Source organism: Streptomyces dryopteridis (assembly GCF_049606955.1).
Lineage (GTDB): Bacteria > Actinomycetota > Actinomycetes > Streptomycetales > Streptomycetaceae > Streptomyces.
On record NZ_CP187115.1, the window covers coordinates 79,062 to 101,738 of the forward strand.

Annotated in this window: 21 protein-coding genes; 16 read left to right on the forward strand and 5 right to left on the reverse strand. The window is 74.1% G+C overall.

Features of this window, described 5'->3' with window-relative positions:
- Positions 1-73 precede the first annotated feature (73 nt).
- The 9 genes from ACN20G_RS35780 (at position 74) to ACN20G_RS35820 (ending at position 8,474) form a co-directional block, all read left to right on the forward strand.
- Positions 74-625, forward strand: a complete 552-nt coding sequence (locus tag ACN20G_RS35780; protein ID WP_424217528.1) for a hypothetical protein — start codon at positions 74-76, stop codon at positions 623-625.
- A complete protein-coding gene (locus tag ACN20G_RS35785; protein ID WP_424217529.1) occupies positions 622-1,374 on the forward strand; it encodes a thioesterase II family protein in 753 nt (250 codons plus the stop codon). The genes ACN20G_RS35780 and ACN20G_RS35785 overlap by 4 nt, the downstream gene beginning before the upstream one ends.
- Positions 1,375-1,581: 207 nt before the next feature.
- The gene (locus ACN20G_RS35790; protein ID WP_424217530.1) at positions 1,582-2,541 is read left to right on the forward strand and encodes a methyltransferase; all 960 of its coding nucleotides are present in this window, start codon (positions 1,582-1,584) and stop codon (positions 2,539-2,541) included.
- A gap of 193 nt (positions 2,542-2,734) precedes the next feature.
- Positions 2,735-3,562: an AfsR/SARP family transcriptional regulator gene (locus ACN20G_RS35795; protein WP_424217531.1), complete on the forward strand. Its 828-nt coding sequence runs from the start codon at positions 2,735-2,737 to the stop codon at positions 3,560-3,562.
- A gap of 27 nt (positions 3,563-3,589) precedes the next feature.
- The gene (locus ACN20G_RS35800; RefSeq protein WP_424217532.1) at positions 3,590-4,054 is read left to right on the forward strand and encodes a group II truncated hemoglobin; all 465 of its coding nucleotides are present in this window, start codon (positions 3,590-3,592) and stop codon (positions 4,052-4,054) included.
- Between the two features lie 336 nt (positions 4,055-4,390).
- A complete protein-coding gene (locus ACN20G_RS35805; RefSeq protein ID WP_424217533.1) occupies positions 4,391-5,617 on the forward strand; it encodes an MFS transporter in 1,227 nt (408 codons plus the stop codon).
- A gap of 101 nt (positions 5,618-5,718) precedes the next feature.
- On the forward strand, positions 5,719-6,477 hold the full coding sequence (locus ACN20G_RS35810) for a methyltransferase (protein ID WP_424217534.1): 759 nt from the start codon (positions 5,719-5,721) through the stop codon (positions 6,475-6,477).
- Positions 6,478-6,552: 75 nt separating this feature from the next.
- Positions 6,553-8,034: an NAD(P)/FAD-dependent oxidoreductase gene (locus ACN20G_RS35815; RefSeq protein WP_424217535.1), complete on the forward strand. Its 1,482-nt coding sequence runs from the start codon at positions 6,553-6,555 to the stop codon at positions 8,032-8,034.
- 65 nt (positions 8,035-8,099) lie between these two features.
- Positions 8,100-8,474 carry a RidA family protein gene (locus ACN20G_RS35820; RefSeq protein WP_424217536.1) on the forward strand — a complete coding sequence of 125 codons (375 nt, stop codon included), beginning with the start codon at positions 8,100-8,102 and terminating at the stop codon, positions 8,472-8,474.
- Between the two features lie 114 nt (positions 8,475-8,588).
- On the opposite strand, the gene ACN20G_RS35825 is transcribed toward ACN20G_RS35820, so the two are convergent.
- Both ACN20G_RS35825 and ACN20G_RS35830 read right to left on the reverse strand, forming a co-directional pair.
- A complete protein-coding gene (locus tag ACN20G_RS35825) occupies positions 8,589-8,786 on the reverse strand; it encodes a DUF397 domain-containing protein (protein WP_424217537.1) in 198 nt (65 codons plus the stop codon).
- Positions 8,783-9,613, reverse strand: a complete 831-nt coding sequence (locus ACN20G_RS35830) for a helix-turn-helix domain-containing protein (protein ID WP_424217538.1) — start codon at positions 9,611-9,613, stop codon at positions 8,783-8,785. Before ACN20G_RS35830 ends, ACN20G_RS35825 begins: the two co-directional genes overlap by 4 nt.
- Positions 9,614-9,720: 107 nt before the next feature.
- Between ACN20G_RS35830 and ACN20G_RS35835 the strand changes: the two genes are divergently transcribed.
- Complete coding sequence (locus ACN20G_RS35835) at positions 9,721-10,083, forward strand: hypothetical protein (RefSeq protein ID WP_424217539.1); 363 nt, start codon at positions 9,721-9,723, stop codon at positions 10,081-10,083.
- 387 nt (positions 10,084-10,470) lie between these two features.
- Here the strand turns inward: ACN20G_RS35835 and ACN20G_RS35840 are convergent, their stop codons facing one another.
- Together ACN20G_RS35840 and ACN20G_RS35845 are read right to left on the reverse strand one after the other, a co-directional pair.
- A complete protein-coding gene (locus ACN20G_RS35840) occupies positions 10,471-11,511 on the reverse strand; it encodes a sulfotransferase (protein ID WP_424217540.1) in 1,041 nt (346 codons plus the stop codon).
- 154 nt (positions 11,512-11,665) lie between these two features.
- Positions 11,666-13,360, reverse strand: coding sequence for an alpha/beta fold hydrolase (locus ACN20G_RS35845; protein WP_424217541.1), 1,695 nt, complete (start codon positions 13,358-13,360; stop codon positions 11,666-11,668).
- A 313-nt stretch (positions 13,361-13,673) separates the two neighbouring features.
- On the opposite strand from ACN20G_RS35845, the gene ACN20G_RS35850 reads away from it, so the two are divergent.
- Positions 13,674-14,099, forward strand: coding sequence for a lipocalin/fatty-acid binding family protein (locus ACN20G_RS35850; protein ID WP_424217542.1), 426 nt, complete (start codon positions 13,674-13,676; stop codon positions 14,097-14,099).
- Positions 14,100-14,141: 42 nt separating this feature from the next.
- On the opposite strand, the gene ACN20G_RS35855 is transcribed toward ACN20G_RS35850, so the two are convergent.
- Positions 14,142-14,720, reverse strand: a complete 579-nt coding sequence (locus tag ACN20G_RS35855; protein WP_424217543.1) for a flavoprotein — start codon at positions 14,718-14,720, stop codon at positions 14,142-14,144.
- A gap of 229 nt (positions 14,721-14,949) precedes the next feature.
- On the opposite strand from ACN20G_RS35855, the gene ACN20G_RS35860 reads away from it, so the two are divergent.
- The 5 genes from ACN20G_RS35860 to ACN20G_RS35880 all read left to right on the forward strand — a co-directional run bounded on the left by ACN20G_RS35860 (position 14,950) and on the right by ACN20G_RS35880 (position 22,675).
- Positions 14,950-18,273 (forward strand): non-ribosomal peptide synthetase, encoded by a 3,324-nt coding sequence (locus ACN20G_RS35860; RefSeq protein ID WP_424217544.1) that lies wholly within the window; start codon positions 14,950-14,952, stop codon positions 18,271-18,273.
- Positions 18,270-19,910 (forward strand): GMC family oxidoreductase, encoded by a 1,641-nt coding sequence (locus tag ACN20G_RS35865; RefSeq protein ID WP_424217545.1) that lies wholly within the window; start codon positions 18,270-18,272, stop codon positions 19,908-19,910. The genes ACN20G_RS35860 and ACN20G_RS35865 overlap by 4 nt, the downstream gene beginning before the upstream one ends.
- Positions 19,911-19,933: 23 nt before the next feature.
- Positions 19,934-20,710 (forward strand): thioesterase II family protein, encoded by a 777-nt coding sequence (locus ACN20G_RS35870; RefSeq protein WP_424217546.1) that lies wholly within the window; start codon positions 19,934-19,936, stop codon positions 20,708-20,710.
- 5 nt (positions 20,711-20,715) lie between these two features.
- Complete coding sequence (locus tag ACN20G_RS35875; protein WP_424217547.1) at positions 20,716-21,873, forward strand: acyl-CoA dehydrogenase family protein; 1,158 nt, start codon at positions 20,716-20,718, stop codon at positions 21,871-21,873.
- A 112-nt stretch (positions 21,874-21,985) separates the two neighbouring features.
- Positions 21,986-22,675, forward strand: a complete 690-nt coding sequence (locus ACN20G_RS35880; protein WP_424217548.1) for a helix-turn-helix domain-containing protein — start codon at positions 21,986-21,988, stop codon at positions 22,673-22,675.
- Positions 22,676-22,677: the final 2 nt, after the last annotated feature.

The following is a 22,677-nucleotide window of genomic DNA, read 5'->3' on the forward strand; positions in this document are numbered from 1 at the left end:
CGAGGACGGGAGGGACCCCGGCCCGAGCGCCCCGACCTGTTGGCGGAAAACACATCCGAAGGAGCGCAGCCGCGTGTCCCCGATCCGACCCGAGGACCACCCCTGGCGCCGGCCGGCGGGCGAGCAGCCCGGCCCCGACCGCACCGAACGCTTCACCCTCACCCTGACCGGACTCCTGCCGCACGCCTACGCCCACGCCTGGCGCACGGTCCTGGCCGCCGACCCGCTCGGCCGCACCGCCGTCCACCGCGACCCCGACGGCCGGCCGCGCCGCGTCCCGGTGCCCGGCGCGCGCACGGAACTGCGCATGGTGGACTGGCGGGCCACCCGCCCCGCCGTGCAGGACACCCGGCTCGCCGAACTCCTCGCGGCGGAGGCCGCGGCCGGCCTGCGCCCGGAGCACGCGCGCCCGGGGCACGTGCGCCCCGAATACGTGCGCCCCGAGTACGCGGTCCCGATGCGGGCCACGTTGATCCGGCGCGACGAGGACACCTGGACCCTCGCCTGGCGCTACGCCCGCGAGCTCGCCGACCGGGCCACCGGCCTGCGGCTGCTCGCCGAGGTCGCCGACACCTACGCCGTGCTGCTGCGCGGGGACCTCGTGCCCGAGGGGGCGGGCCGGTGAGCGCCGGGGACTCCGTCCGCCTGTTCTGCCTGGCCCCCGAGGGCGTCTCGGCCGGGGTCTACCTGCCCTGGGCCGACGCCCTGGGCCCGGCCGTCCTCGTCACCCCCGTCGAACTCCCCGGGCACGGCCGCCGCACCGACCGGCCGCGCACCGCCCCCGACCGGGTCCTCGCCGAGATCCTCCCCTACGTGGCCCGGCTGCGGGACCGGCCCTTCGCCCTCTACGGGCACGGCCTCGGCGCCCTCCTCGCCCACGAGATCGCCGTCCGGCTCGAATGGGAGCACGACGCCGTCGCCGAACGCCTCTACGTCTCCGGCACCGGCCCCCACCCCCGGCCCGCGCCCGCCGGCGCCGCCCCCGCCCCCGTCCCCGTCGACGCCGACCTGCTGCGCTCCCTGGCCGATCAAGGCCGGATCCCGCCCGGCGCCGCCGAACCCCGCCGCGCCGCCCGCACCCTGGCCGCGCTCCGCGCCGATCTGACCCTGCGAGCACAGTGCCGGCCCGACCCCCGGCACGTGCTGCACTGCCCCCTCACCGTCATGACCACCCCCCGGGACCCCGACCTCACCCCCGCCGACGCCGCCGCCTGGCGCGCCCGCACCCGCAGCACCACCCGCGTCGAGAGCTTCACCGGGGACCCGCACTTCCCCCTCAGCGCCCGCTGGGAGGTGCTCGGCACCTTCGAACGCGACCTCGTGCGCCCCCGCGCGGCCCACCGCGCCGCCGGTCTCGCCGGCACCGCCTTCTGAACCCCGCGCACACCCCCGGGACCCCCGCCGTCCCACAACCGGCAACGGGAATTGCCCCCGGCGCCCGGCATCCACATGCTGGGCGCCGGAGGTGACCTCCGATGCCGACGGACCCGTCGCAGCCCCCCACCGGCCGCCGCCCCCGCCGTGCCACTGCCGGCGTCCGGGCCGTCCGGACGCGCCGAACCGACCCGGAAGGCGGACCGCATGACCGCACACCCCTTGGAGGACCGGGGCCACGAAGCCTTCGACGAGGACCCCGACCCCGACCTGCCGGACGCCTCCCTCGACGACGCGGCCGTGGACGCGGCCGCGGATCCGACGGGCGGTGACGCGGGCCTCGACGACACCGACCCCGGCCTGCCCCCCGAGGTCCTGCCCTGGCTGCGCGGCCTGTTCGGCCCCGGCGACACCGCCGACGCCGTCCGCCGCGTCCTCGACGCCGCCGGCGCCGCCGGGGCCGGGACCCGCGCCCTCGCCGCGACCTTCCCCCGCGCCGAGATCCTCGTCGCCGACCGTTCCCCCGCCCGCCTCGCCCGCGCCGCGATCCGCGCCGCCCGCGCCGGCATCGGCGACCGCGTCGGCACCCGCCGCGCCGACCACCCCGCCGACCACGCCGCCCTGGGCCCCGCCGAACTCGTCTGGACCGGCAACGCCTGCCGCCGCCTGGGCGACCAACAATGGGCCCTGACCGGCCTGGCCGCCGCCCTGCGCCCCGGCGGGATCCTCGCCGTCGCCGAACGCGGACTGCCCCCGCGCTACCTGCCCCGCGACATCGGCATCGGCCGCCCCGGCCTCCAGGCCCGCCTCGACGCCGTCGAGGAGTCCCTGATCGCCGCCGACCGGGCCCGCCTGCCCGGCTCCGTGCCCGTCGTGGAGGACTGGCCCCGACTGCTGGCCGCCGCCGGACTCGTCCCCACCGGCAGCCGCACCTTCCTCGTGGACCTGCCCGCCCCCCTCGGCCTCGCCGCCCGCCGCCGCCTGCACGCCCGACTGACCCGGCTGCTCGCCGAGGCCGGCGACCTCCTCGACCTCGTGGACCGGCTCACCGTCGAGGAACTCGTCGACGGCGACGCCTGCACCGGCATCCTGTGGCGCCCCGACGCCTTCTACCTGACGGCCGTCACCGTGCACACCGCCCGCCTCTGCGCCCCCCGCGCCTGCTGACCGAAGGACCACCCGTGAACGCCCCCGGAGCGCCCCGCGCCCGGGGGCGTTCGGCCGCCCGGGGCAGGGCCGGGCCGCTCATCCTTCGGTCAGTTCTGCGGTCGGACCGTATTGAGGCCCCCACCGCCGCGAACCTACGTTCCCGGTGCAGCGGACGGCACTCGTCCGGGACGGCTCACGTGGGGAGGACACGGTGCGGATCGGAGTACTGGGACCGTTGCACGCCGAGCTCGACGGGGTGGACGTCGTGCCCACCGCCGACAAGAAGCGCCGCATCCTCGCGCTGCTCGCCCTCCACCCCGGCCGGCTCGTGCCGGTCGCCGACCTCGCCCACGAGGTGTGGGGGCCCTGCCCGCCGCGCAGCGCCCACAACACCCTCCAGACCTACGTGCTGCGCCTGCGCCGCGACCTCGCCGCGGCCCACGGCGGGCCCGAGGGCCCGGCCCGGGCCCGCGCCCTGCTCGCCACCGGCCACGGCGGCTACCTGCTGCGGATCGACCCCGGCGACGTGGACGCCCACGCGTTCACCGCCGCCGCCCGCACCGGGCACGCCGCGTTCGCCGCCGGCGACCCCGCCGGCGCGGCCCGCGAACTCGGCCGCGCCCTGGCCCTGTGGCGCGGACCCGCCCTCGTGGACCTCGCCGGCTCCCCGGGCCTGCGGATCCGGGCCGCCGCCCTCGAAGAGGAACGCCTGCTCGCGCTGGAGCGCCGGCTCGACGCCGAACTGCGCCTGGGCCGGCACGACGAACTCCTCCCCGAACTCGTGGAACTGACCGGACTGCACCCCACCAACGAACGCCTGCACTCCCAGGCCATGGTCGCCTTCCACCGGGCGGGCCGCTCCGCCGTCGCCCTGGAGCTGTACCGGGAACTGCGCCGCCGGCTCGTCGGGGACCTCGGCCTGGAGCCCTCGATCCGCCTGCAACGCCTGCACCGGGCCGTGCTCACCCTCGATCCCCGCCTGGAGGAACTCGCCCACGGCGGCCGGCCCACCCCCACCTTCGACCTGTACGCGGCCTGACACCACCCACCACGAAAGGGGACCACCGTGACCCAGCAGCCCGTCACCCTGTACGAATGGGCCGGCGGCGCCGAGGCGCTGGAACGGCTCACCGAGGAGTTCTACACGCACGTCCGCAAGGACGAGCTGCTCGCCCCGCTCTTCGCGTACATGACCGACGACCACCCCCAGCACGTGGCCACGTTCCTCGGCGAGGTCCTCGGCGGACCCCCCGCCTACACCGAGCACCACGGCGGCTACCGGCGCATGCTCTCCAGCCACCGGGGCCGCGACATCACCCCCGAACAGCGCGCCCGCTGGGTCGAGTTGATGCTCGCCGCGATGGACACCGTCGGACTCCCCGACGACGCCGAGTTCCGCTCCGCGTTCGTCGGCTACATCGAGTTCGGATCCCGGCGCGCCATGGCCAACTCCCGGCCCGACGCCGGCCCCTCCGGCCGCACCACCATCAAGACCTGGGGCTGGGGCGAGGCCCTCCCCGGCGATGACTGACCGGCGTCCGGGCCGGGCCCCGGGCCGGATCCCGGGTCGGGCCCCGGGCTCGGCGCCGCGCGGGCGTCCCGGGAACGGCAACAAATGTTGTCCGCGTCACCGCCCCGGTCCGAGCATGAGCACCCTCGGCGACAGGACCGACCGGACCGACATCACCGACCGTACGGGCCCCCGTCGCCGCGCGACCACCCGCGACGGGGCCGGCCGCCCGCCGCCCCGACCACCCCCGTGAACCTCGAACAAGGAGTTCGCCATGCGCCCGATCCCACGCCCAGGCCCCGCGCGGCACACCGCGCACCGACCCACGCGGCGGCCGCGGACGGGAGGCGACGCGCGATGAGCGTGGAGACCGAACCCCGCACCCCCACCCCCGAGAAGGGCGCGGGCCGCCTGCCGTTCGCGGTGTACCTGCTCGCGTTCAGCCTGTTCGCGATGGGCAGCGCCGAGTTCCTGCTCGCCGGCGTGCTGCCCGACATCGCCACCGACCTGGACATCTCCCTGTCCCAGGCGGGCGCCCTGATCTCCGCGTTCGCGATCGGCGTCGTCATCGGCGGGCCCCCGCTGGCCGTGCTCACCCTGCGCTGGCCGCGCCGCACCACCCTCGTCGTCTCGCAGGTGTTCTTCGCCGCCGCCGTCGCGGTCGGCCTGGTCACCGACGACTTCGTGGTGCTGCTCGTGACCCGCTTCCTGTGCGGCCTGGCCTACGCCGGGTTCTGGGCGGTGGCCGCCGTCACCGCGATCAGCCTCGTCACCCCCGACCGCACCGCCCGCGCCTCCGGCGTCGTCGTCAGCGGCCTCAGCATCGCCATGGTCGCCGGCGGCCCGGCGGGCGCGCTGCTCAGCCACTTCACCGACTGGCAGGGCGGATTCTGGGCGGTGGTGGCCCTCACGGTGCTCGGCGCGATCTCCACGGCCGTCGCCGTCCCCGCCACCAGCGCGGCCGGCGAACCCAGCGTGCGCCGCGAACTCACCGCGATGAAGCAGCCCCAGCTGTGGGTGATCTACGCGGCCACCCTGCTCAGCACCGCCGCCTACATGATCACCTACAACTACTTCGCGGCCTTCCTCACCGACATCACCGGCATCGACGCCGTGTGGGTGCCCGCCGTCCTCGTCCTCTTCGGCATCGGCGCCTTCATCGGCCTGTCCATCGGCGGCCGGATCTCCGACGGACGCCCCCACCACGCCCTGCTCATCGGCGCGGCCGGCATCCTCGTGACCTCCGTGCTGCTCGCCCTCCTCGGCCGGCACACGGCGGCCGTCGTGCCGCTCGCCCTGCTCCTGGGCGTCGCCGGCTTCATCCTCAACCCCGCCATCTACGGCCGGGTGTTCACCGTGGCCTTCCAGGCCCCCACCCTCGCCGGCGCCACCGCCGTCTCCATGTTCCAGCTCGGCATCAGCATCGTGCCGGTCGTCGCGGGCGTCGCCCTCGGCGCGGGCGCCTCGCTGACCGCCATCCCCTGGCTGGGCGCGGTCATCGCCGTGCTCACCGTCCCCACCGTCCTCATCGACCGGGCCATGAACCGCAAGCGGCAGGCAGCCGCGACCCCGGCCGAAGCCTGACCCCGCGCGTCCCTCACCACCGGCCCGGACCCCGGGCCGGACGGTGGGTGCGCCCCGCGAGGTCGGCGACCACCCGCCGTGAGAGAGGAACACGCACACCCATGCCCGACATCGACAACGCGCTCGGATACGAACTCGGCAGCCGCGTCGTCTCGACCATCGAGAGCGACGCCCGCCGCGAACCGGTCACCTTCCGGCTGCTGGACCGCGAGTGGGAGCTGCTGCCCGAGGTGTTCCCGCCGTTCACCGACCCCGGCCCCGGCCTGTTCGCGTCCTGGGTGCCCTACGAGAAGGGCACCCGGTTCCTGGAGATGGGTTGCGGCGCCGGTCTCGCCGCCGTCCTCGCCGCCCTGGAGGGCTGCGAACGGGTCTGGGCCCTGGACGTGAACCCGGCCGCCGCCGAGAACGCCCGCCGCAACGCGGAGCGGCACGGCGTCGCCGACCGGGTCACCGCCCTGACCGGCGACCTGTTCGCGCCGCTCGCCCCCGGCGAGACCGTGGACACCATCTTCTGGAACACCCCCTTCATCGAGGCCCCCGAGGGCCGGCCCTACCGGGGCCACATCGAACGCGCCGTCTTCGACCCCGGCTACGGGCTCGTCGCCCGCTTCTTCCGCGAGGCCGCGACCCACCTGGCCCCCGGCGGCCGGGTCCTGATCGGCACCAGCGAGGTCATGGGCAACGCGCCCAAGATGCTGCGGGCCGCCGCCGACGCCGGCTTCGAGGGGACGCGGCTGCGCGGGGAGTCCGTGGAGCTGCCGCCCGAGGCCCTGGGGGACTCCGAGACGGTCCGCGCCCACGTGGACGAGCGCGGGGTCCTGGCCATGGACTTCACGCTCTACGGGTTCACCCGCCCGTGAACGCCGCCCCGTGCACGCCCTGTGTGACGCATCCGACCGTGAACAGCTCGACTCGACGAACGATGGGACTGTGACGTGAACGCCAACGGGAAAGCCGACCGCACCACCGACCGCACCGGATTCGACGTGGTCGTGGCCGGCAACGGGGTCCTCGGGCTCTCGCTCGCCTGGGAGCTGGGCCGGCGCGGGCAGCGGGTGGCCGTGGTGGGCAGGCCGCACCGGCCGTGGGCCGGATCGGCGGCGGCCGGCGCGATGCTGGGCTCCTTCGGCGAGGTGACCACCTCCCTGCTGTCCACCGAGCACGGCCGCGCCAAGCTGGAACTCGGCATCGACGCCGGCCGGCTGTGGCCCCAGTGGTTGGAGCGGCTGGAGGAGGAGACGGAGGGCGGCGAGCACAGCGGACCGATCCGCACCGCCAACGGCACCACCGTCATCCTCAACACCATCGGCACCGCCGAGATCGACGACACCAACTACAACGCGATCCGCGCCGAACTCGACCGCTACGACGAGCCCTACGAGGACGTGGAGCCCGCCGACCTCGACTGGGTCGACGCCGAACCCATATCCAGGCCCCTGAAGGCATTCCACATCCCCGGCGAACACGCCGTCGACGCCTCCGCCCTCCTCACCCGCCTGGAGACGGCCGCCGTCCGCGCCGGCGTCACCCTCGTGGACGCGTTCGCCACCCGCGTCGAACACCGCGGGGACCGGGTCACGGGCCTCGTCCTCGACAACGGCGAGACCCTGCACGCCGACCACGTCACCCTCGCCGCCGGCGCCCGCACCCAGGAACTCCTGGACTCCCTGCCCATCGGCACCCGCATCCCCCGCCTGGTCAGCGGCTACGGCGTCTCCTCCCTGATCGCCACCGGCGACGGCACCACCCCCGACAGCGTCATCCGCACCCCGAACCGCAGCTTCGCGTGCGGGCTGCACGTCGTGCCGCGCGGCGAGGGCCAGGTGTACGTGGGCGCCACGAACGTCATCTCCGTCGAACCCCGCGACACCGCCGAGATGCGCGACCTGGTGTTCCTCCTCCAGTGCGCGCACCGGCAGGTCCGGCGCAACCTGTGGAACAGCGATGTCAGCAAGGTGCAGGTCGGCAACCGGCCGGTGTCCGTGGACGGCTTCCCGCTGCTCGGCGCCGGCGGCATGGACGGCCTGTGGGTGATGACCGGCACCTACCGCGACGGCCTGCACCTGAGCCCGCTGCTCGCCCGCGACTTCGCCGCCCGCATCCTCGGCGAGACCCCGATCGCCGACCTCGACCGCTTCGCGCCCGTCCGGCAGCCGCTGAACGGGGGCGGCCGGCAGGAGATCGTGGACGTGCTCATCGACCACCAGATGGGCATCGGCTACGAGCAGGACTGGACCATCCCCGTCGAATGGCACCAGTGGATCGAGATGGACCTGCGGCCGGCCACCCTGGCCTGGGCCGACGAACTCGACCCCGAGTACACCCCGCCGGCCGAACTGCTCTTCGCGTCCCGCTTCGACCCCGAGCTGGTCAGCCTGCTGCGCAAGTACTACGCGACCTGCCGCGAACACCGCTGAGCCTCGGCGGCCGCCAGGCCCACGTTCCTCACCCTCTGCCCGCGCACCACAGAAAGGTCCCGACCATGGCCGTGGAGAACATCGACCCGCCCGAACTGCCCAAGCCCTACGGATGGCGACAGGTCGCCGTCGGTACCGGTGACCGCCTGGTGTTCCTCAGCGGACAGGTCGCCAAGAGCGCGGACGGCACCCCCGTCGGCACCGGCGACCTCGCCGCGCAGACCGAACAGGTCTACCTGAACATAGCCACCGGCCTCGCGGCGGGCGGCGCGAGCTTCGACGACGTGCTGCGGCTCACCGTGTACGTCAAGGACTGGCACCTCGACAAGTGGGAGGCCATCACGGCGGGGCCGCGCGCGCGGCCGAGAAACTGGGCGTGGACGTGGTCAAGCCGACCACGCTGGTGGGCGTGGCCACGCTCGCGGAGCCCGAGTTCATGATCGAGATCGAAGCCTGCGCCATCGCCTCCTGACCCACCCCGCCCCACCCCGAAACCGCGGCCCCCCTCCGGGACCTTCCCCCGTTCCCGGAGAGGGGCCGCTTCGCGCCCGGGCTCAGCGGTGGGCGTCCTTGACACCGGCCACGAACGCGGTGAACGCGGTCGCGCCGAAGGCGAGGGTGGGGCCGGCGGGGTTCTTGGAGTCCCGGACGGGCACGGTGGCGGAGGCCATCAGATCGGCCGAGACCTCGACGCACTCCCCACCGTTCTGGCTGTAGGACGACTTGAACCAGCGGATGGCTTCGGTGCTCACGATGTGCCCTTTCGTAGTTCGTGGATCAGGGCCACGGATGCCGCCTGGGACATCGCTCGGGCCTGGAGCTGATAGTAGGCCGCCAGCATTCGGCCTGTCGTACGCGTGTCCCGCTCCAAGTGCCCACGCTGTGCCGACTCCGCGTAGGACACCACCGACCGGTTCGGCATGGTCAGGATGTAGAGCGGCAGGTGGAGCGGGCGCCAGGCCCCCATGCCGAACGGTGCCACTTGGAGGATCGTGTTCGCGGCATCGGCGAACTCGATGAGGGCGTCCAACTGAGCGGCCCACACCTCCGGTGGTCCTACGGTTCGCCGGAGGCAGCTCTCGTCCAGGACCAAGTGGATCAGCGGGCGCCGGGAGTGGATCCGCTGACGGTCGGCGATCACCTGGAGTCGTTCCGCAGCCTCGTCCGGGGTGGCCACGTCCATGCCGACCTCGGCCTGTACGAGTTCGGCGGCGTAGCCCGGCGTCTGCACCAACCCCGGGATCGCGCTCACCCCGTACACGCGCAGTTCGACGCACTGCGTCTCCAGGTCCACGTACTCGGCGAAGCCTTCGAGGAGCGCGCCTCCCTTGATCCGTCGCACCTCGGCCTCGAAGGACTCCCGGGTGCCTCCGAGACTGAACGCCACGTCGACGGCCCTCGCGAACTTGAGGGTTGCCGGTCGCTGGGCAATTTCGACGTTCGAGATGTGCGAGGCGGTGTACCCCGTCGCCTCGCTCATGCGGTCGCATGACCAGCCCTGTTGGTCGCGCAGTCTGCGCAGACGCACCCCCAGCTTCGCGTGTGGTCCGGAGTTGGGGTCCACCATCCGTCGGTTCATGCGCGTGCCTCCCACCCTCAGTCAGCGAACGGCTAGTTGATGGTCATCCGACGGTACGCCACGCTTGCCACGTACCGCAGCCGGTTCGTTACGGAGAGGAGCGGCTCATGTCCGCGTTGTTCGAGGAGACTGCCCGTCCGCCCGCCGAGGGGCCCGTTCGGGCCTGTCCGGCGCGGTTGGTGCGGGTGCCGCAGGCCGTCGTGGCCACCGTGCCCGTCGGGATCGAGTACGAGCGGTCCGCCGCGTGCGAGTTGGGGGCCGGGCACCTCGGGGCGCACGCCGATCTGTTCTACGAGGTGAGCGGGTACGCCGCCGTGTGGGTGCGCTGGCACCTGGGGGACACGCCCGGGACCGATCTGCCCGTCGTCTACTGCCCGGCCGTCGAACCCGGGGGCGGCGAGTGCTGCGGGTTGTTCCTGGACCACGCCGGTGCGCACTCGTGGGCCGTCGAATGGCTCCGGGGCGAGTGAGCGTTGCCGCTTCGTGCGGCGTCCGCTTCTTCGGGCCGGCGGCGGTGTCCGATCGGCCGTGCGTGCTCGCCGTCGCGCATCCGGGGCCGCACATGCGGCCGGTGATGGAGGCGCCCGAGGGGCGGGGGCTCGCGGTGTGGTTCGTGTGGGGCGGGGCGGAGGGGCGGACGGGGGTGTTGCCGTACTGCCCCGCCGTCCCCGCGCCCGGTGCGCCCGGCTGCCGTTACCCGGCCGGGCACGGCGGGCGCGGGCACACCTGGGGGTGAGGGGGCCGGTCAGGCCACCGCCCGGTCGGGCCGCCGGCGGGCCAGGCCACCGGCCGGTCGGGCCACCGGCCGGTCGGGCCGCCGGCCGGTCGGGCCGCCGGCCGGTCGGGCCAACGGTCGGTCAGGCCACCGGGGCCGTTGCGAAGAGGGCGGTCTGGCGGGCCAGGGCCGCGTTGCCGGGGGCGCAGGCCGAAAGGGTCTCGGGGTCGGTGATCGGGGGGCGCGGGGTGCGGTTCACGGAGGCCGCGGCCCCGCGCAGCCACGTGGGGTCGGCCTCGGCGCCGGCGAACTCGGCCAGGCGCGTGAAGTGGTGTTCGGGGTCTTCGAGGATGTCCTCGTAGTGCAGGGACAGGCGGCGGTCCGCCGGGACCTGCGCGAGTTCGTCCACGCCGCGTTCGACCAGGGCCGACCAGAAGCCGCCGAACGCGGCGAGGGGGAGGTCTGCGTTCATCACGAGGTCGCAGTCCACGTCGCCGGCGAGGTGCGCGAGGTGGGCGGGCAGGTGGGCGACGTGTTCGGGGCCGAGGGCGAAGGGGGAGTCCAGGCCGAGCAGGGTCATGGCCTCGGTGCGCAGCAGCAGCGTGCGGAACCCGATGTGTCGGCTCATGGAGAGGGCGGTGGCCGGGCCGGAGCGGGTCAGGTGCGCGAACCGGGCGTCGGGGAACATGGCGCGCAGGGCCGGGAAGAACGCGGCGGAGGCGCCCGAGCGTTCCACCACCACCGTGTTGTTCTCACGGCGCCCGAGGTCCGCGAAGAGTTCGCGGTACTGCTCGGGCAGGGGGCGGGCGGGCCAGGTGGGGACGGTCTCGGCGAGTTCGTCGTGCAGCGCGTCGGGGGTGTCGGTGAGGGTGGGCAGGGCCATGTGGGAGATGGTCGGCACGCCGCCGGCCTCGGCGCGGAAGCGGCCCTGCCCGTAGGGGTAGGTCAGTTCCGGCATGGGGTACCCGGAGGCCGCGATGGCGTCGAGGGGGCGGACGGGGCCGCCGAGGATCTCCCAGAAGGCGGGGCCGTCGAGGGTTCGGTCACCGAAGCCGATGGTGCCGCGACACGCGATGGAGGTGAAGAACTCGTTCATGCTGAGCACGTCGGGATGGGCTTGCAGGGCCCGGGACAACATGGTCGATCCGCAACGACCGCTGCCGACGATGAAGGTGATGCTCATGCGTTCTTTCTCCCTGACCCGGTGACGATGACACGTGTGATCTCGGGGTGACAGTACGTCAGCGGGCGGATGCGGTGCGGCCCCGCTCCCCCTCGTGCGTGGGGAGGGAGCGGGGCCGGTGCGCCGCTGTGGCCGGGGGCCGGGCGGAGCCGGGTCAGTCGAGGGGGTGGAGGGGGATGTCGAGGTAGGACTCGGCGCCCTTGGGGGAGGTGATGTCGACGGTGAACACCGGGGTGGTGGCCAGGGTCGGGGAGTAGAAGGGGTCGTGGGTGTCGATGACGAGCTGGACGCGCCGGCCCTTGGCGACGATGTGGTCGGTGGGCTGGAGGGGGAAGGTCACGGTGGTGGGCTGCCCGACCTGCTCGGTGGTGAACGTCCAAGGGGCCTGGGTGATGATGTGCGCCCTGCCGGTGGCCGGGTCGGTGTCCAGGAGGTAGGCGACGAGCGTGACGTCGGCGTGCTGCGGGGTCGCCGTGATCCGCAGTTCCAGCTCGCCGCGGACGCGGTGCGCCTGGGCGAGGGGTTCGCCGGCGAAGACGGTGGCCAGGCCGCGGTCGATGTCGTTGGTCTTGTAGACGTGCGGCAGGCCCACGCGTTCGGCCAGGCCGGTCTGGACGAGCTTGGGGGCGACGACGATGTCGGTGCCCGTGCCGGTGGCCTTCACCGAGCGGGTCCAGCCGGTGGCCGGGCCGTCCTCGGTCAGGCGGCCGTCGCTCTGGCCCGCGGCCGCGTCGGCGAGGTGCAGCCGCTTCTTCGGCAGGGCGTACTCCTCCCAGGAGGCGTGGCGCACGTCGGAGAGCGGGTTGAACTGGTACTCCGAGCGGACGTCGAACCGGGGGGTGTTGCCGTCGCCGGCGGTGCCGCCGAGGTGGTGGTCCATCCACCGGTAGGCCATGTCGGTGGGCTTGGCGGGCAGGCCGGCCAGGCCCGGGAGCTCGGCGTTGCCGTGGTCGCCGACCTGGACGAGCAGGGTCTTGGGGCTGGTCAGCTGGTTGTGGAAGTCGATGACGGCGGGCACGGAGAAGATCGTCTCGTGCCAGGTGGTGGTCAGCAGGATCGCCGTCGCGTTGTCGTTGTACGTCGCCAGGTGGTTCTTGGGCGAGCGGGCGTGGGCGAACTCGTGCACCTGGTCGTCGATGGTGTTCGCGCGGATCTTCTGGATGACCTCGCGGAACTCGGGCGAGCAGCGCTCCTCGCCGAAGAGCGCCACGAGGGCCTCGAACGCCTTGAGGTGACGGGTGCCGTTCTCGTACAGCGAGGCGAAGAGGTCGGTCCAGACGCTGGTGCCCGCGACGGCCTTGATCCGCCGGTCGTTGGCCGCCGCGAGCAGGCTGGTGCCGGCGCCGTAGGAGGAGCCGAAGAACCCGATTCGCTCCGGGTCCACGCCGTCCTGCGCGATCAGCCAGTCGACCACCTCGGCCGCGTCGGTGATGTCCTGCGGGCCGGCGACGTGGATCTCGCCGGTGGACTTGGCCAGGCCGCGCTGGCTGTAGGCCAGCACGGCGTACCCGCCGCGCGTCCAGCGGGCGATCATGCCGAGGTAGGCGCGGTGCCCGATGTTGATCAGCGGGGCGGGCAGGACGACGGCGGGGAGGGTCTGTCCGGGTGCGAGGTCGCGCGGAACGCTGAACGAGGCGTCCAGTTCCGTCCCGTCCGCCATGGTGAGCCGCGCCTCCGAGTAGCGGCCGATCTCCGCGTACGTCTCGTACTCGTCGGCCAGACCCCACTGGTCGAGGCGGCCGATCCGACGCGGCGACGGGTCCAGCAGGGCCTCGCGGATCGCGTCGATCTTCGCGAGATCGTCGGCGCCGAGGGCGAACGGGGTCTCGGGAGTTCCGTCGACAGACATGGCTGTGCCGCCTTCGTGGGAAATGTGGTGATGACGAGGTGTCGGCCACATGCTCGCCCGAACAAGATCGTCACGGGGAGGCCCGAATCACTGTCCACCCGAACGAGTGAACGGCGCCACGTAAACCCCAGATCGGTCAACAGGCCAGGAATAGGCCGAGAGTCGTCGGACGATACGGGACGCGGGGAGCGGCGCCCCCTGCGGATCCTTCGGTTCGGGGGTTCTCACCCGCACCCGGGCGGCTTCGTGGATCATGTGCGGGCGGTGTCCGGTGTGGGCGTCGCGTGGTGATGAGCGCGAGGGAGGGGGCCGTATGGCAGGCGGGGCTTTCACCGATTTCTCCGGCACGTACGAACCGGTCGGCAGCGAGGGGTACGCCGCGTTTCTGGCCGCGATCGGGGTCGACGAGGCGACGAGGGAGGTGCTGGCGGCGGATCCGCAGGGGGTGCGGATCACGCAGGAGGGCGACCAGTACACGTTCCGGAGCACCGTCGCGGGCAAGGAGTCGGTGCTGCGGTTCACTCTCGGGCAGGAGTTCATCGCCGACTACGGGTACGGCGACGACCGGCGGGCCAAGGGCATCGCCCGCCGCGACGGCAACCGGATCGTCCTCCGGCGCAAGAGCGGCGAGGTCGAGAGCACCGACGTGTACACCGTTGACGACGAGGGCAACTTCGGCACCGCGCTCATCGGGCCGAACGGCGTGAGCGCGACCCGGAGCCACAAGCGCTCGTCCTGACCTGAGCCAACCGGCCGCTCAGTCGGCCGGCCGCTCAGGAGGTCAGTCGGTCAGGAGGTCCGCCACCAGGGTCGCCGCCTTTTCCGGGGCGGGCAGGCCCGGGTGGGGGGCCGTGGCGCCGAGGGCCGGGTCGAAGCCCGGGTGCCATTCGGGTTCCGGGACGATCCCGCCGTCCTCGCGGATCCGGGCCACGTTGCGTTCCACCGCCGGTTTGCGCCACATCTTCGCGCCCATGACCGGGAACCACACCACCGGCGCGTCCGTGGACAGCACCACCGTCAGCAGCCGGTTGGGGGCCGCGCCCGTCGCCGCTGCCGACAGGGCGTGCGCGGTGGCCGGCAGGACGACGACGATGTCGTGGTCCGCCGCGAGCCGGGAGGGCTTGTCGGTGGGCCAGTCGGCCGGGGACTCCCCGCTCACCACCCGTTCCGCGAACAGCCGGGCCGCGTCGGGGGAGAGGAAGGAGGTCGCGGTGTGGGTGAGCAGCACCGTGTACACGCTGCCCGGCAGGGCCCGGCGCATCGCCTCCACGTAGGGCTGGAGGCCGCCGACCGCGATCGAGCCGGTGCCGCCGATGAGGATCCGCTTCCCGGCCGGGCCGGGGGTGCCGTGTGGGGTCATGGGCCGAGGATGGGCCGGGGGTGACGGGCTCCGTCAAGGCGTGCCCCCGCCCGGTCCAGCGGCCCGTCCGGCCGGGGTCCAGCGGGGTGTCCGGGCCCGGAAACCCTTCGGTCGGACCTTCGGTCGGACCGTATTGAGCGCCCTGTCGGCCGCTGCCTAGCGTCCCCCTCGACCAGCGGGTCCCGGCACCGTACGGGACCCCCAGCCAGGACGAGGGACGGGAAAGTCGATGGAGGACCTTCACACGCGGTCGGACCGGGCCGGCGACCGGGAACGGCCGACGCTCACCGCCCGACCCGGGCAGCGCCACGAGCCGTTCCCGCTCACCGACATCCAGCAGGCATACCTGATCGGCCGGCACAAGGGGCTCGAACTCGGCGGGGTGCCCAGCCGCTACCACGTCGAACTCGACTGCCCCGCCCTCGACCCCGAGCGGCTCACCGGGGCCCTGCGCGCGGTGGTCGCCGCCCACGACGCGCTGCGCGCCGTCACCCTGCCCGACGGCACCCAGCGGACCCTGCCGGCCGACGAGCTCGCGCCCGTCGAGGTGCGGGTGACGGACCTGCGGGGGCTGTCCGTCGTGGACGCGGACGCCGAACTCGCGCGGATCCGGGCCGAACTCGACGCGCGGGTGCTGCCCACCGACGCCGCGCCGCCCTTCGACGCCCGGCTGACCCTGCTCGACGGGGAACGGTCCCGGCTGCACCTGTCCGTCGACCTGTTCTTCGTGGACATGCGGGGCCTGTTCCTGCTCCTCGACCAGTGGCACGCCGCCTACCGGGACCCCGGGGCCGCGCCCGTCGCCCCCGTCGCCGGGCTGTCGTTCCGGGACTGGGTGCTGGCCCGCGAGGCCCTGCGCGAGGGGTCCGCCGGCCGCGCCGCCGCCGCGTACTGGGCCGATCGCCTCGACACCCTGCCGGCCGCGCCCGAGCTGCCGCTGGCCGTGGCCCCCGAACAGCTCGGGGTGCCCTCCTTCTCCCGGCTGCGGGCCGAACTGCCGGCCGACCGGCGGCGGGCCCTGTACGCCGTGGCCGAGGACCGGGGGCTGAGCCCGTCGGTGGTGCTGCTCGCGGCGTGGGCCGAGGTGCTGCGGACCTGGTCGCGGCGGCCCGAGTTCACCCTCACCGTCACCGGCTTCGACCGGCCCGGCACCCACCCCGAACTCGACGCGCTGATGGGCGACTTCGTGTCCCCGAGCCTCCTCGCCGTCACCGCGCGGCCCGAGCAGGGCTTCGCCGAACGGGCCCGCGCCGTGCAGGACCGGGCCCTGGCCGACCACCCGCACGCCCTGCACGGCGGGATCCGCGTGCTGCGCGACCTCGCGCGCCGCAAGGAGGACGGGCGGGCCGCGTTCCCCGTGGTGTTCACCAGCACCCTCGGCGGGCCGGCCGGCGCGCCCACGGCCGCCGCCCTCACCGCGTTCGACGGCCGGATCGCGCACGACGCGAGCAGCACCCCGCAGGTGTGGCTGGAGAACCAGGTCCTCGACCTCGGCGACCGGATCCGGATCTCGTGGAACCTGGTCGAGGGCCTGTTCCCCGCCGGGACCCCCGAGGCCATGTTCGCCGCGTACACCGCCTTCCTCGACCGGCTGCTGGACGACCCGGCCGTGTGGGACGCGAGCCGCGGGCTCGTGCCGCTGCCCGCCGCGCAGCGCCGGGAACGCGAGGCCGCCAACGACACCGCCCAGGACATCCCGCCGGCCCTGCTGCACGAACTCGTCGCCGAAGCCGCCCGCCGCGACCCCGCCGCCCTCGCCGTCGTCACCCCCGGCCGCGAGACCAGCTTCGGTGAACTCACCGACACCGCCCACCGGTTGGCGCGCCGACTCCTCGCCGACCCGGCCGTCGACCCGGGCCCCGGCCGGATCGTCGCCGTGTCCATGCGGCCCGGCGCCGACCAGATCGCCGCCCTCCTCGGGGTGCTGCACACCGGCGCCGCCTACGTGGCCATCGACCCCGAGCTGCCCGAGGAACGCCGGCTGAAGCTGCTGGCCCGCTGCGCGGTCCGCGCCGTGATCACCGAACCCGAACTGCGGGAGAAGCTGACCTGGCCCGCCGACGCCGTCCTCGTCACCGCCGCCGACCCCGAGGTCCTCGCCGCCGACCCCGCCCCGATCGCGCCCCGCCAGGGCCACGACGACCTCGCGTACGTCATCTTCACCTCCGGCTCCACCGGCGAGCCCAAGGGCGTCACCATCACCCACCGCAGTGCCGCCAACACCGTCCAGGACATCAACCGCCGCTTCGGCGTCGACGCCCGGGACCGGGTGCTGGCGCTCGCGCCCGCCGGATTCGACCTGTCCGTGTACGACGTGTTCGGGGTGCTCGGCGCGGGCGGCGCGGTGGTCGTGCCCGATCCGGCGCGCGGCAACGACGTGGCCCACTGGTCACAGCTCGTGGGCCGCTACGGGGTCACGATCTGGAACAGCGTGCCCGCCCCCATGCGCATGTGGACCGACTCCCTCGACACCTCCGGCCTGCCGCGCGGCTGCCGGCTGCGGCTCGCGCTGCTCAGCGGCGACTGGATCCCGATCGACCTGCCCCGCCGGATCCGCGAACGCATCCCCGCCCTGCGCGTGATCAGCCTGGGCGGCGCCACCGAGGGCTCCATCTGGTCCATCCACCACCCGGTGGGCACGGTGCTGCCCGACTGGACGAGCATCCCCTACGGCAAGCCCCTCGCCAACCAGACCATGCACGTGTACAACCCGTGGGGCGAGGAGTCCCCGATCGGGGTCACCGGCGAGATCCACATCGGCGGGATCGGCGTGGCCCAGGGCTACCTCGGCGACCCGGCGCGCACCGCCGAACGCTTCCTCGTCCACCCCGACACCGGCGAACGCGTGTACCGCACCGGCGACCTCGGCCGCTACCTGCCCGGCGGGGACATCGAGATCCTGGGCCGCGAGGACTTCCAGGTGAAGATCAACGGCTACCGGGTGGAACTCGGCGAGATCGAGGCCGCGCTGCTGCGCCGGCCCGAACTGCGCACCGCCCTGGTCACCGCCCCCGCCCACGCCCGCACCGGCCAGCGCCAGATCGCCGCCTACGTCGTCCCCGAACCCGGCGCCGAACCCGACCCGGCCGTGCTCCGCGAGGCGCTGGCCGCGCAACTGCCCGGCTACATGGTGCCCAGCCGCTTCCTGACCCTGGACACCCTGCCGCTCACCGCCAACGGCAAGATCGACCACAAGGCCCTGCCCACCCCGTGGAACGAGGACCCCGACACCGTGCCCGGAGGCCGGATCGGGCCGCGCGGGCCGCGCGAGGAACGCCTGTTCGCGCTCTGGTCCCGGCAGCTCGGGCACGGGGACTTCGGGGTGGAGGAGGGCTTCTTCGACATCGGCGGGGACTCCCTGCACGCGGTCGGACTGCTCGCGCTGCTCCGCAAGGAGTTCGCGATCGACCCCGACACCGAACAGGACATGGTCGAGGGCCTGTTCATGAACGCCTCCATCGCCACCTTCGCCGAACTCCTGGACACCCTCACGGGCGACGCGGACGCCCGTGACGCGGACGCCGGCGCCGAGGTCGAGGGGGCCGCCGCGTGAGCCGCCGGCCCACCGCCTTCGCCACCGCCGACGCCCGCCGCGCCTGGGACCACCTGATCGTCGGCGCCGGCTCCGCCGGCATCGTCACCGCCGCCCGGCTCGCCGCCCGCGACGCCGGCGACGTGCTGCTGCTGGAGGCCGGCGAGGACCAACCCGACCCCCGCCCCCGCACCCACCCCCTCGCCGACGCCGGCCGGCTCGTGCTCTCCGGCCACAACTGGGACCACCTCGCCAACCTCCGGCACAGCGACCGCTACGCCCGCCTCCTCGCCGGCGAACGCCCCGACCCGAACGCCGGCCCCGCCCCCGCCCGCGCCCTGTGGGAACGCTTCCCCTACCAGCTCGGCAAGGTCGTCGGCGGCGGCTCCGCCGTCAACGGGGCCATCGCCCTGCGCGGCCTGCCCCGCGACTTCGCGGCCTGGGCCGCGGCCGGGAACCCCGACTGGTCCTGGGAGAAGGTGCTGCCCTTCTACCGGGCCGTCGAACACGACGCCGACTTCCCCGCCCACCCCGACCACGGCGACACCGGCCCGCTGCCCGTCCACCGCACCCCCCGCGACCGGGTGCACGTCCTCGACGACGCGTTCCGCGCCGCCTGCCGGGCCGAGGGCGTCCCCGAACTCGACGACCTCAACGGCGGCCGCGAACACGGGGTCGGCACCATCCCCGGCAACACCGTCGACGGCGAACGCGTCGACGCCGCCACCGCCTTCCTCGACCGAGACCACCCCGCCCTGCACCTGCGCACCGGGGTCCGCGTCACCCGCGTCCTGTTCGAGGGCACCCGCGCCGTCGGCGTCGAGGTCGACCACGGCGGCCGGCTCGTCGCCGTCCGCGCCCGCACCGTGACCCTCGCCGCCGGCGCCGTCGGCACCCCCGCCGTCCTGCAACGCTCCGGGATCGGCCCCGCCGGTCTGCTGCGCGCGCTCGGCATCACCCCCGTCCTCGACCTGCCCGGCGTCGGCCGCGACCTCGTCGACCACCCCTCGGTGGTCATCTGGTCCAAGCCCGCCGACGGGGTCTGCACCCCCGGCCTGCCCTGGCGGCAGGTCGCCGCCCGCATGAGCGGCGGGTACGACGAGGACACCGACGTGCAGATCGGCCTCCTCAACAACGTCGAGAGCCACACCATCCCCGGCTTCAGCGACCGCCTCGGCTGGCCCCTGGTCGTCGGGATCTCCGTGATGCTCATGCGGCCCCGCTCCCGAGGCCGGGTCTACCTCGACAGCGCCGACCCGCACGCCGCGCCCGTCGTGGAACTCGGCCTGGGCACCGACCCCGAGGACGTGGAACGCCTCTGCCACGGGGTCCGCCGCGCCTGGCGGTTCCTGCGCACCCCCGCCATGGCCGAACGCCTCACCCACACCCAGTTCTGGACCGACCGCATGGTCGCGAACGACGGCGTGCTGCGCAGCGGGGTCCGGCACATCATGAACCCCGGCTGGCACGCCGCCGGCAGCTGCCGGATGGGCCCCGCCGACGACCCGCACGCCGTCACCGACCAGGACGGGCGCGTACACGGCACCGAACAGCTGCGCGTCGTGGACGCCTCCCTGTTCCCCACCATCCCCAGTGCCCCCACCAACCTCACCACCCTCATGCTGGCCGAGAAGCTGGCCCGCACCGCCAAGGAGTGACCGTGCGATCCGACGAGCCATCCGTGCGATCCGAGCCGGCCACCCCTGGTGTCCCGCTGCGGCTGTACTGCTGCCCGCACGCCGGCGCCACCTCCCTGGTCTACCGGGGCTGGCAGCAACTGTGCGAACCCGGCGGCCTCGTGGTGCGCGGCGTGGACGCCCCCGGGCGCGGCACCCGCCGGCGCGAGCGGCGCGCCGCCGGCTTCCAGGCCCTCGTGCGCTCCATGGCCGAACCCGTGATCGCCGACCTCACCGCCGAACGCGAACGCCGGGGAGAGCTGCGCTGGGCCACCTTCGGGCACAGCTTCGGCGCCACGATGAGCCTGGCCGTGGCCGCCGAGGTGACCCGGCAGGTCGGGGTGCCGCCGGTGCGGGCCGTGCTCTCGGGGGCCGTCCCGCCGGGCCTGCAACGGCCCGGGGAGCTGCTGGCGAGCGTGCCCGACGAGGAGCTGTTGGCCCGCACGGCCGCCGACGGCGGCACCCCGGCCGCCGTCCTCGCCGACCCCACCATGAGCCGCATCCTGCTGCGGATGCTGCGCGAGGACGACGCGGTGCGCGCCGAGTTCTGCCGGGAGGCGGCGCGGCTGCGGGTGGACTTCCCGCTGACGCTGATCGCGGCCGGCGAGGACGTGCACGCGCCACCGGAGCGGGTCTGGCCCTGGGCCGAGCACTCCACCGCCCCCGTGCGTCGGGTCGAGATCGAGGGCGGGCACTTCGCCGCCGTGCACCGGCCGGCCGAGACCCTCGACACCATCCTGCGCGACACGATCCCGCGCGACACCGACACCGAGGAGCGTTGAACCCCGTGACCGAACCCGTGACGGCCGGCACCGGCCACGAGGCGGAGCACGAGCAGTTCCGGCAGACCTGTCGCGAGTTCCTCGCCCGCGAGGTGCTGCCCCACCACGCCCGCTGGGAGAGCGAGGGGATCGTGGACCGGGCGGTGTGGCGGGCGGCCGGCAAGGCCGGGCTGCTCGGCATCGGCGTCGCCCCCGAACACGGCGGCGGGGGAGTGGCCGACTTCCGCTACCCCGCCGTGCTGGCCCGCGAGATCATGTGGGCGCGGGCCACGGCCCCCGGGTTCGTCGCCCACAACGACGTGATCGCCACCTACCTGGACGGGCGCGCCACCGAGGAGCAGCGGGCCCGCTGGCTGCCCGGACTGTGCTCGGGGGAGCTGGTCGCGGCCATCGCGATGAGCGAACCCGACGCCGGCTCCGACGTCTCCGACATCCGCACCACCGCCGTCCGCGACGGGGACCACTGGGTCCTCAACGGGCAGAAGACCTTCATCACCAACGGCGAGAACGCCGACGTGATCGTCGTGGCCGCCAAGACCGCCCCCGACAAGGGCGCGCAGGGCATCAGCCTGATCGTCGTGGAGCGCGGCGCGCCCGGGCTGACGCGCGGGCGGCGGATGGAGAAGCTGGGCTGGCACGCCAGCGACACCTGCGAGCTGTTCTTCGACGACTGCCGGGTGCCGGCCGGGAACCTGATCGGCAAGGAGAACGCGGGCCTGGCCTACCTGATGTCCGGGCTGCCCCGGGAGCGGCTGAGCATCGCGACGGTGGCGGTGGGCGCGGCCGAGCGGATGCTCGCCGACACCCTGGAGTACGCGCGCACCCGCCGCGCCTTCGGGCAGAGCATCGGCTCCTTCCAGCACACCCGCTTCCAACTCGCCACGATGGACACCGAGGTGACGGTCGCGAGGGTGTTCCTGGAGCACTGCGTGAACGAGCTGAACGCGGGCCGGCTGTCGGTGACGGACGCGGCGAAGGCCAAGTGGTGGACGACCGAGCTGCAAGTGGACATCGCGGGCCGCTGCCTCCAGATCCACGGGGGCTACGGCTACCTGAAGGAGAGCGCGATCTCCCGCGAGTGGGTCAACAGCCGGGTGCAGACCATCTACGGCGGGACCACGGAGGTCATGAAGGAACTCATCGGCCGCTCCCTGGGCCTGTGACGGGCGGGCCGGTGACGGGCGGGGCGGGGGTGGTGTCGCGCGGGGCGGGGGTGGTGTCGGGCCGGCGTGAAAACGGCACCCTTGGTTGTCGATACGGGGACGGATCGGTGTAATGGGGGCCGTGGAGCAGACACCGAGCATCGCCCAGGCCCTGTCCGAGGTCGGTCCCCGTCTCAAGCGGGTCCGGGCCGCCCGGGGCGTCACCCTCGCCGCCCTGTCGGAGGCCACCGGCATCTCCAAGAGCACCCTGTCCCGACTGGAGGCCGGGCAGCGCCGGCCCAGCCTGGAACTGCTCCTGCCGATCGCCCAGGCCCACCAGATCCCGCTGGACGAACTCGTCGGCGCGCCCGAGGTCGGCGACCCCCGGGTGCGGCTGAAGGCGCACAGCGTCAACGGCAACACCGTGCTGCCGCTGACCCGTCAGCCCGGCTCGCTCCAGAGCTACAAGATGGTGCTGCCCGCGACCCGCGACACCCCCGAGCTGATCACGCACGAGGGCTACGAGTGGCTGTACGTGCTCTCGGGCCGGCTGCGGCTGATCCTCGCCGATCACGACATCGTGCTGGGCACCGGCGAGGTCGCCGAGTTCGACACCCGGCTGCCGCACTGGTTCGGGAGCACGGGGGAGGGGCCGGTGGAGGTGCTGAGCGTGTTCGGCCGGCAGGGGGAGCGGATGCACGTGCGCGCCCGCCCCACCCGCCGCACCCCCGACCCCGACGGGCACGGGCACGCACACGAGCACGGGCACGGTCACGCGGATGGGCACGCCCCGGCCGGTGGGGACCGGGAGGCGGGGTCGTAGGC

Bases quoted from the DNA above. Each gene is read 5' to 3' on its own strand.
- ACN20G_RS35790 (WP_424217530.1), top strand. From the start codon at position 1,582: ATGACCGCACACCCCTTGGAGGACCGGGGCCACGAAGCCTTCGACGAG.
- ACN20G_RS35805 (WP_424217533.1), top strand. From the start codon at position 4,391: ATGAGCGTGGAGACCGAACCCCGCACCCCCACCCCCGAGAAGGGCGCG.
- ACN20G_RS35810 (WP_424217534.1), top strand. From the start codon at position 5,719: ATGCCCGACATCGACAACGCGCTCGGATACGAACTCGGCAGCCGCGTC.
- ACN20G_RS35820 (WP_424217536.1), top strand. From the start codon at position 8,100: ATGGCCGTGGAGAACATCGACCCGCCCGAACTGCCCAAGCCCTACGGA.
- ACN20G_RS35830 (WP_424217538.1), bottom strand. From the start codon at position 9,613: ATGAACCGACGGATGGTGGACCCCAACTCCGGACCACACGCGAAGCTG.
- ACN20G_RS35835 (WP_424217539.1), top strand. From the start codon at position 9,721: ATGTCCGCGTTGTTCGAGGAGACTGCCCGTCCGCCCGCCGAGGGGCCC.
- ACN20G_RS35840 (WP_424217540.1), bottom strand. From the start codon at position 11,511: ATGAGCATCACCTTCATCGTCGGCAGCGGTCGTTGCGGATCGACCATG.
- ACN20G_RS35845 (WP_424217541.1), bottom strand. From the start codon at position 13,360: ATGTCTGTCGACGGAACTCCCGAGACCCCGTTCGCCCTCGGCGCCGAC.
- ACN20G_RS35850 (WP_424217542.1), top strand. From the start codon at position 13,674: ATGGCAGGCGGGGCTTTCACCGATTTCTCCGGCACGTACGAACCGGTC.
- ACN20G_RS35855 (WP_424217543.1), bottom strand. From the start codon at position 14,720: ATGACCCCACACGGCACCCCCGGCCCGGCCGGGAAGCGGATCCTCATC.
- ACN20G_RS35860 (WP_424217544.1), top strand. From the start codon at position 14,950: ATGGAGGACCTTCACACGCGGTCGGACCGGGCCGGCGACCGGGAACGG.
- ACN20G_RS35880 (WP_424217548.1), top strand. From the start codon at position 21,986: ATGGGGGCCGTGGAGCAGACACCGAGCATCGCCCAGGCCCTGTCCGAG.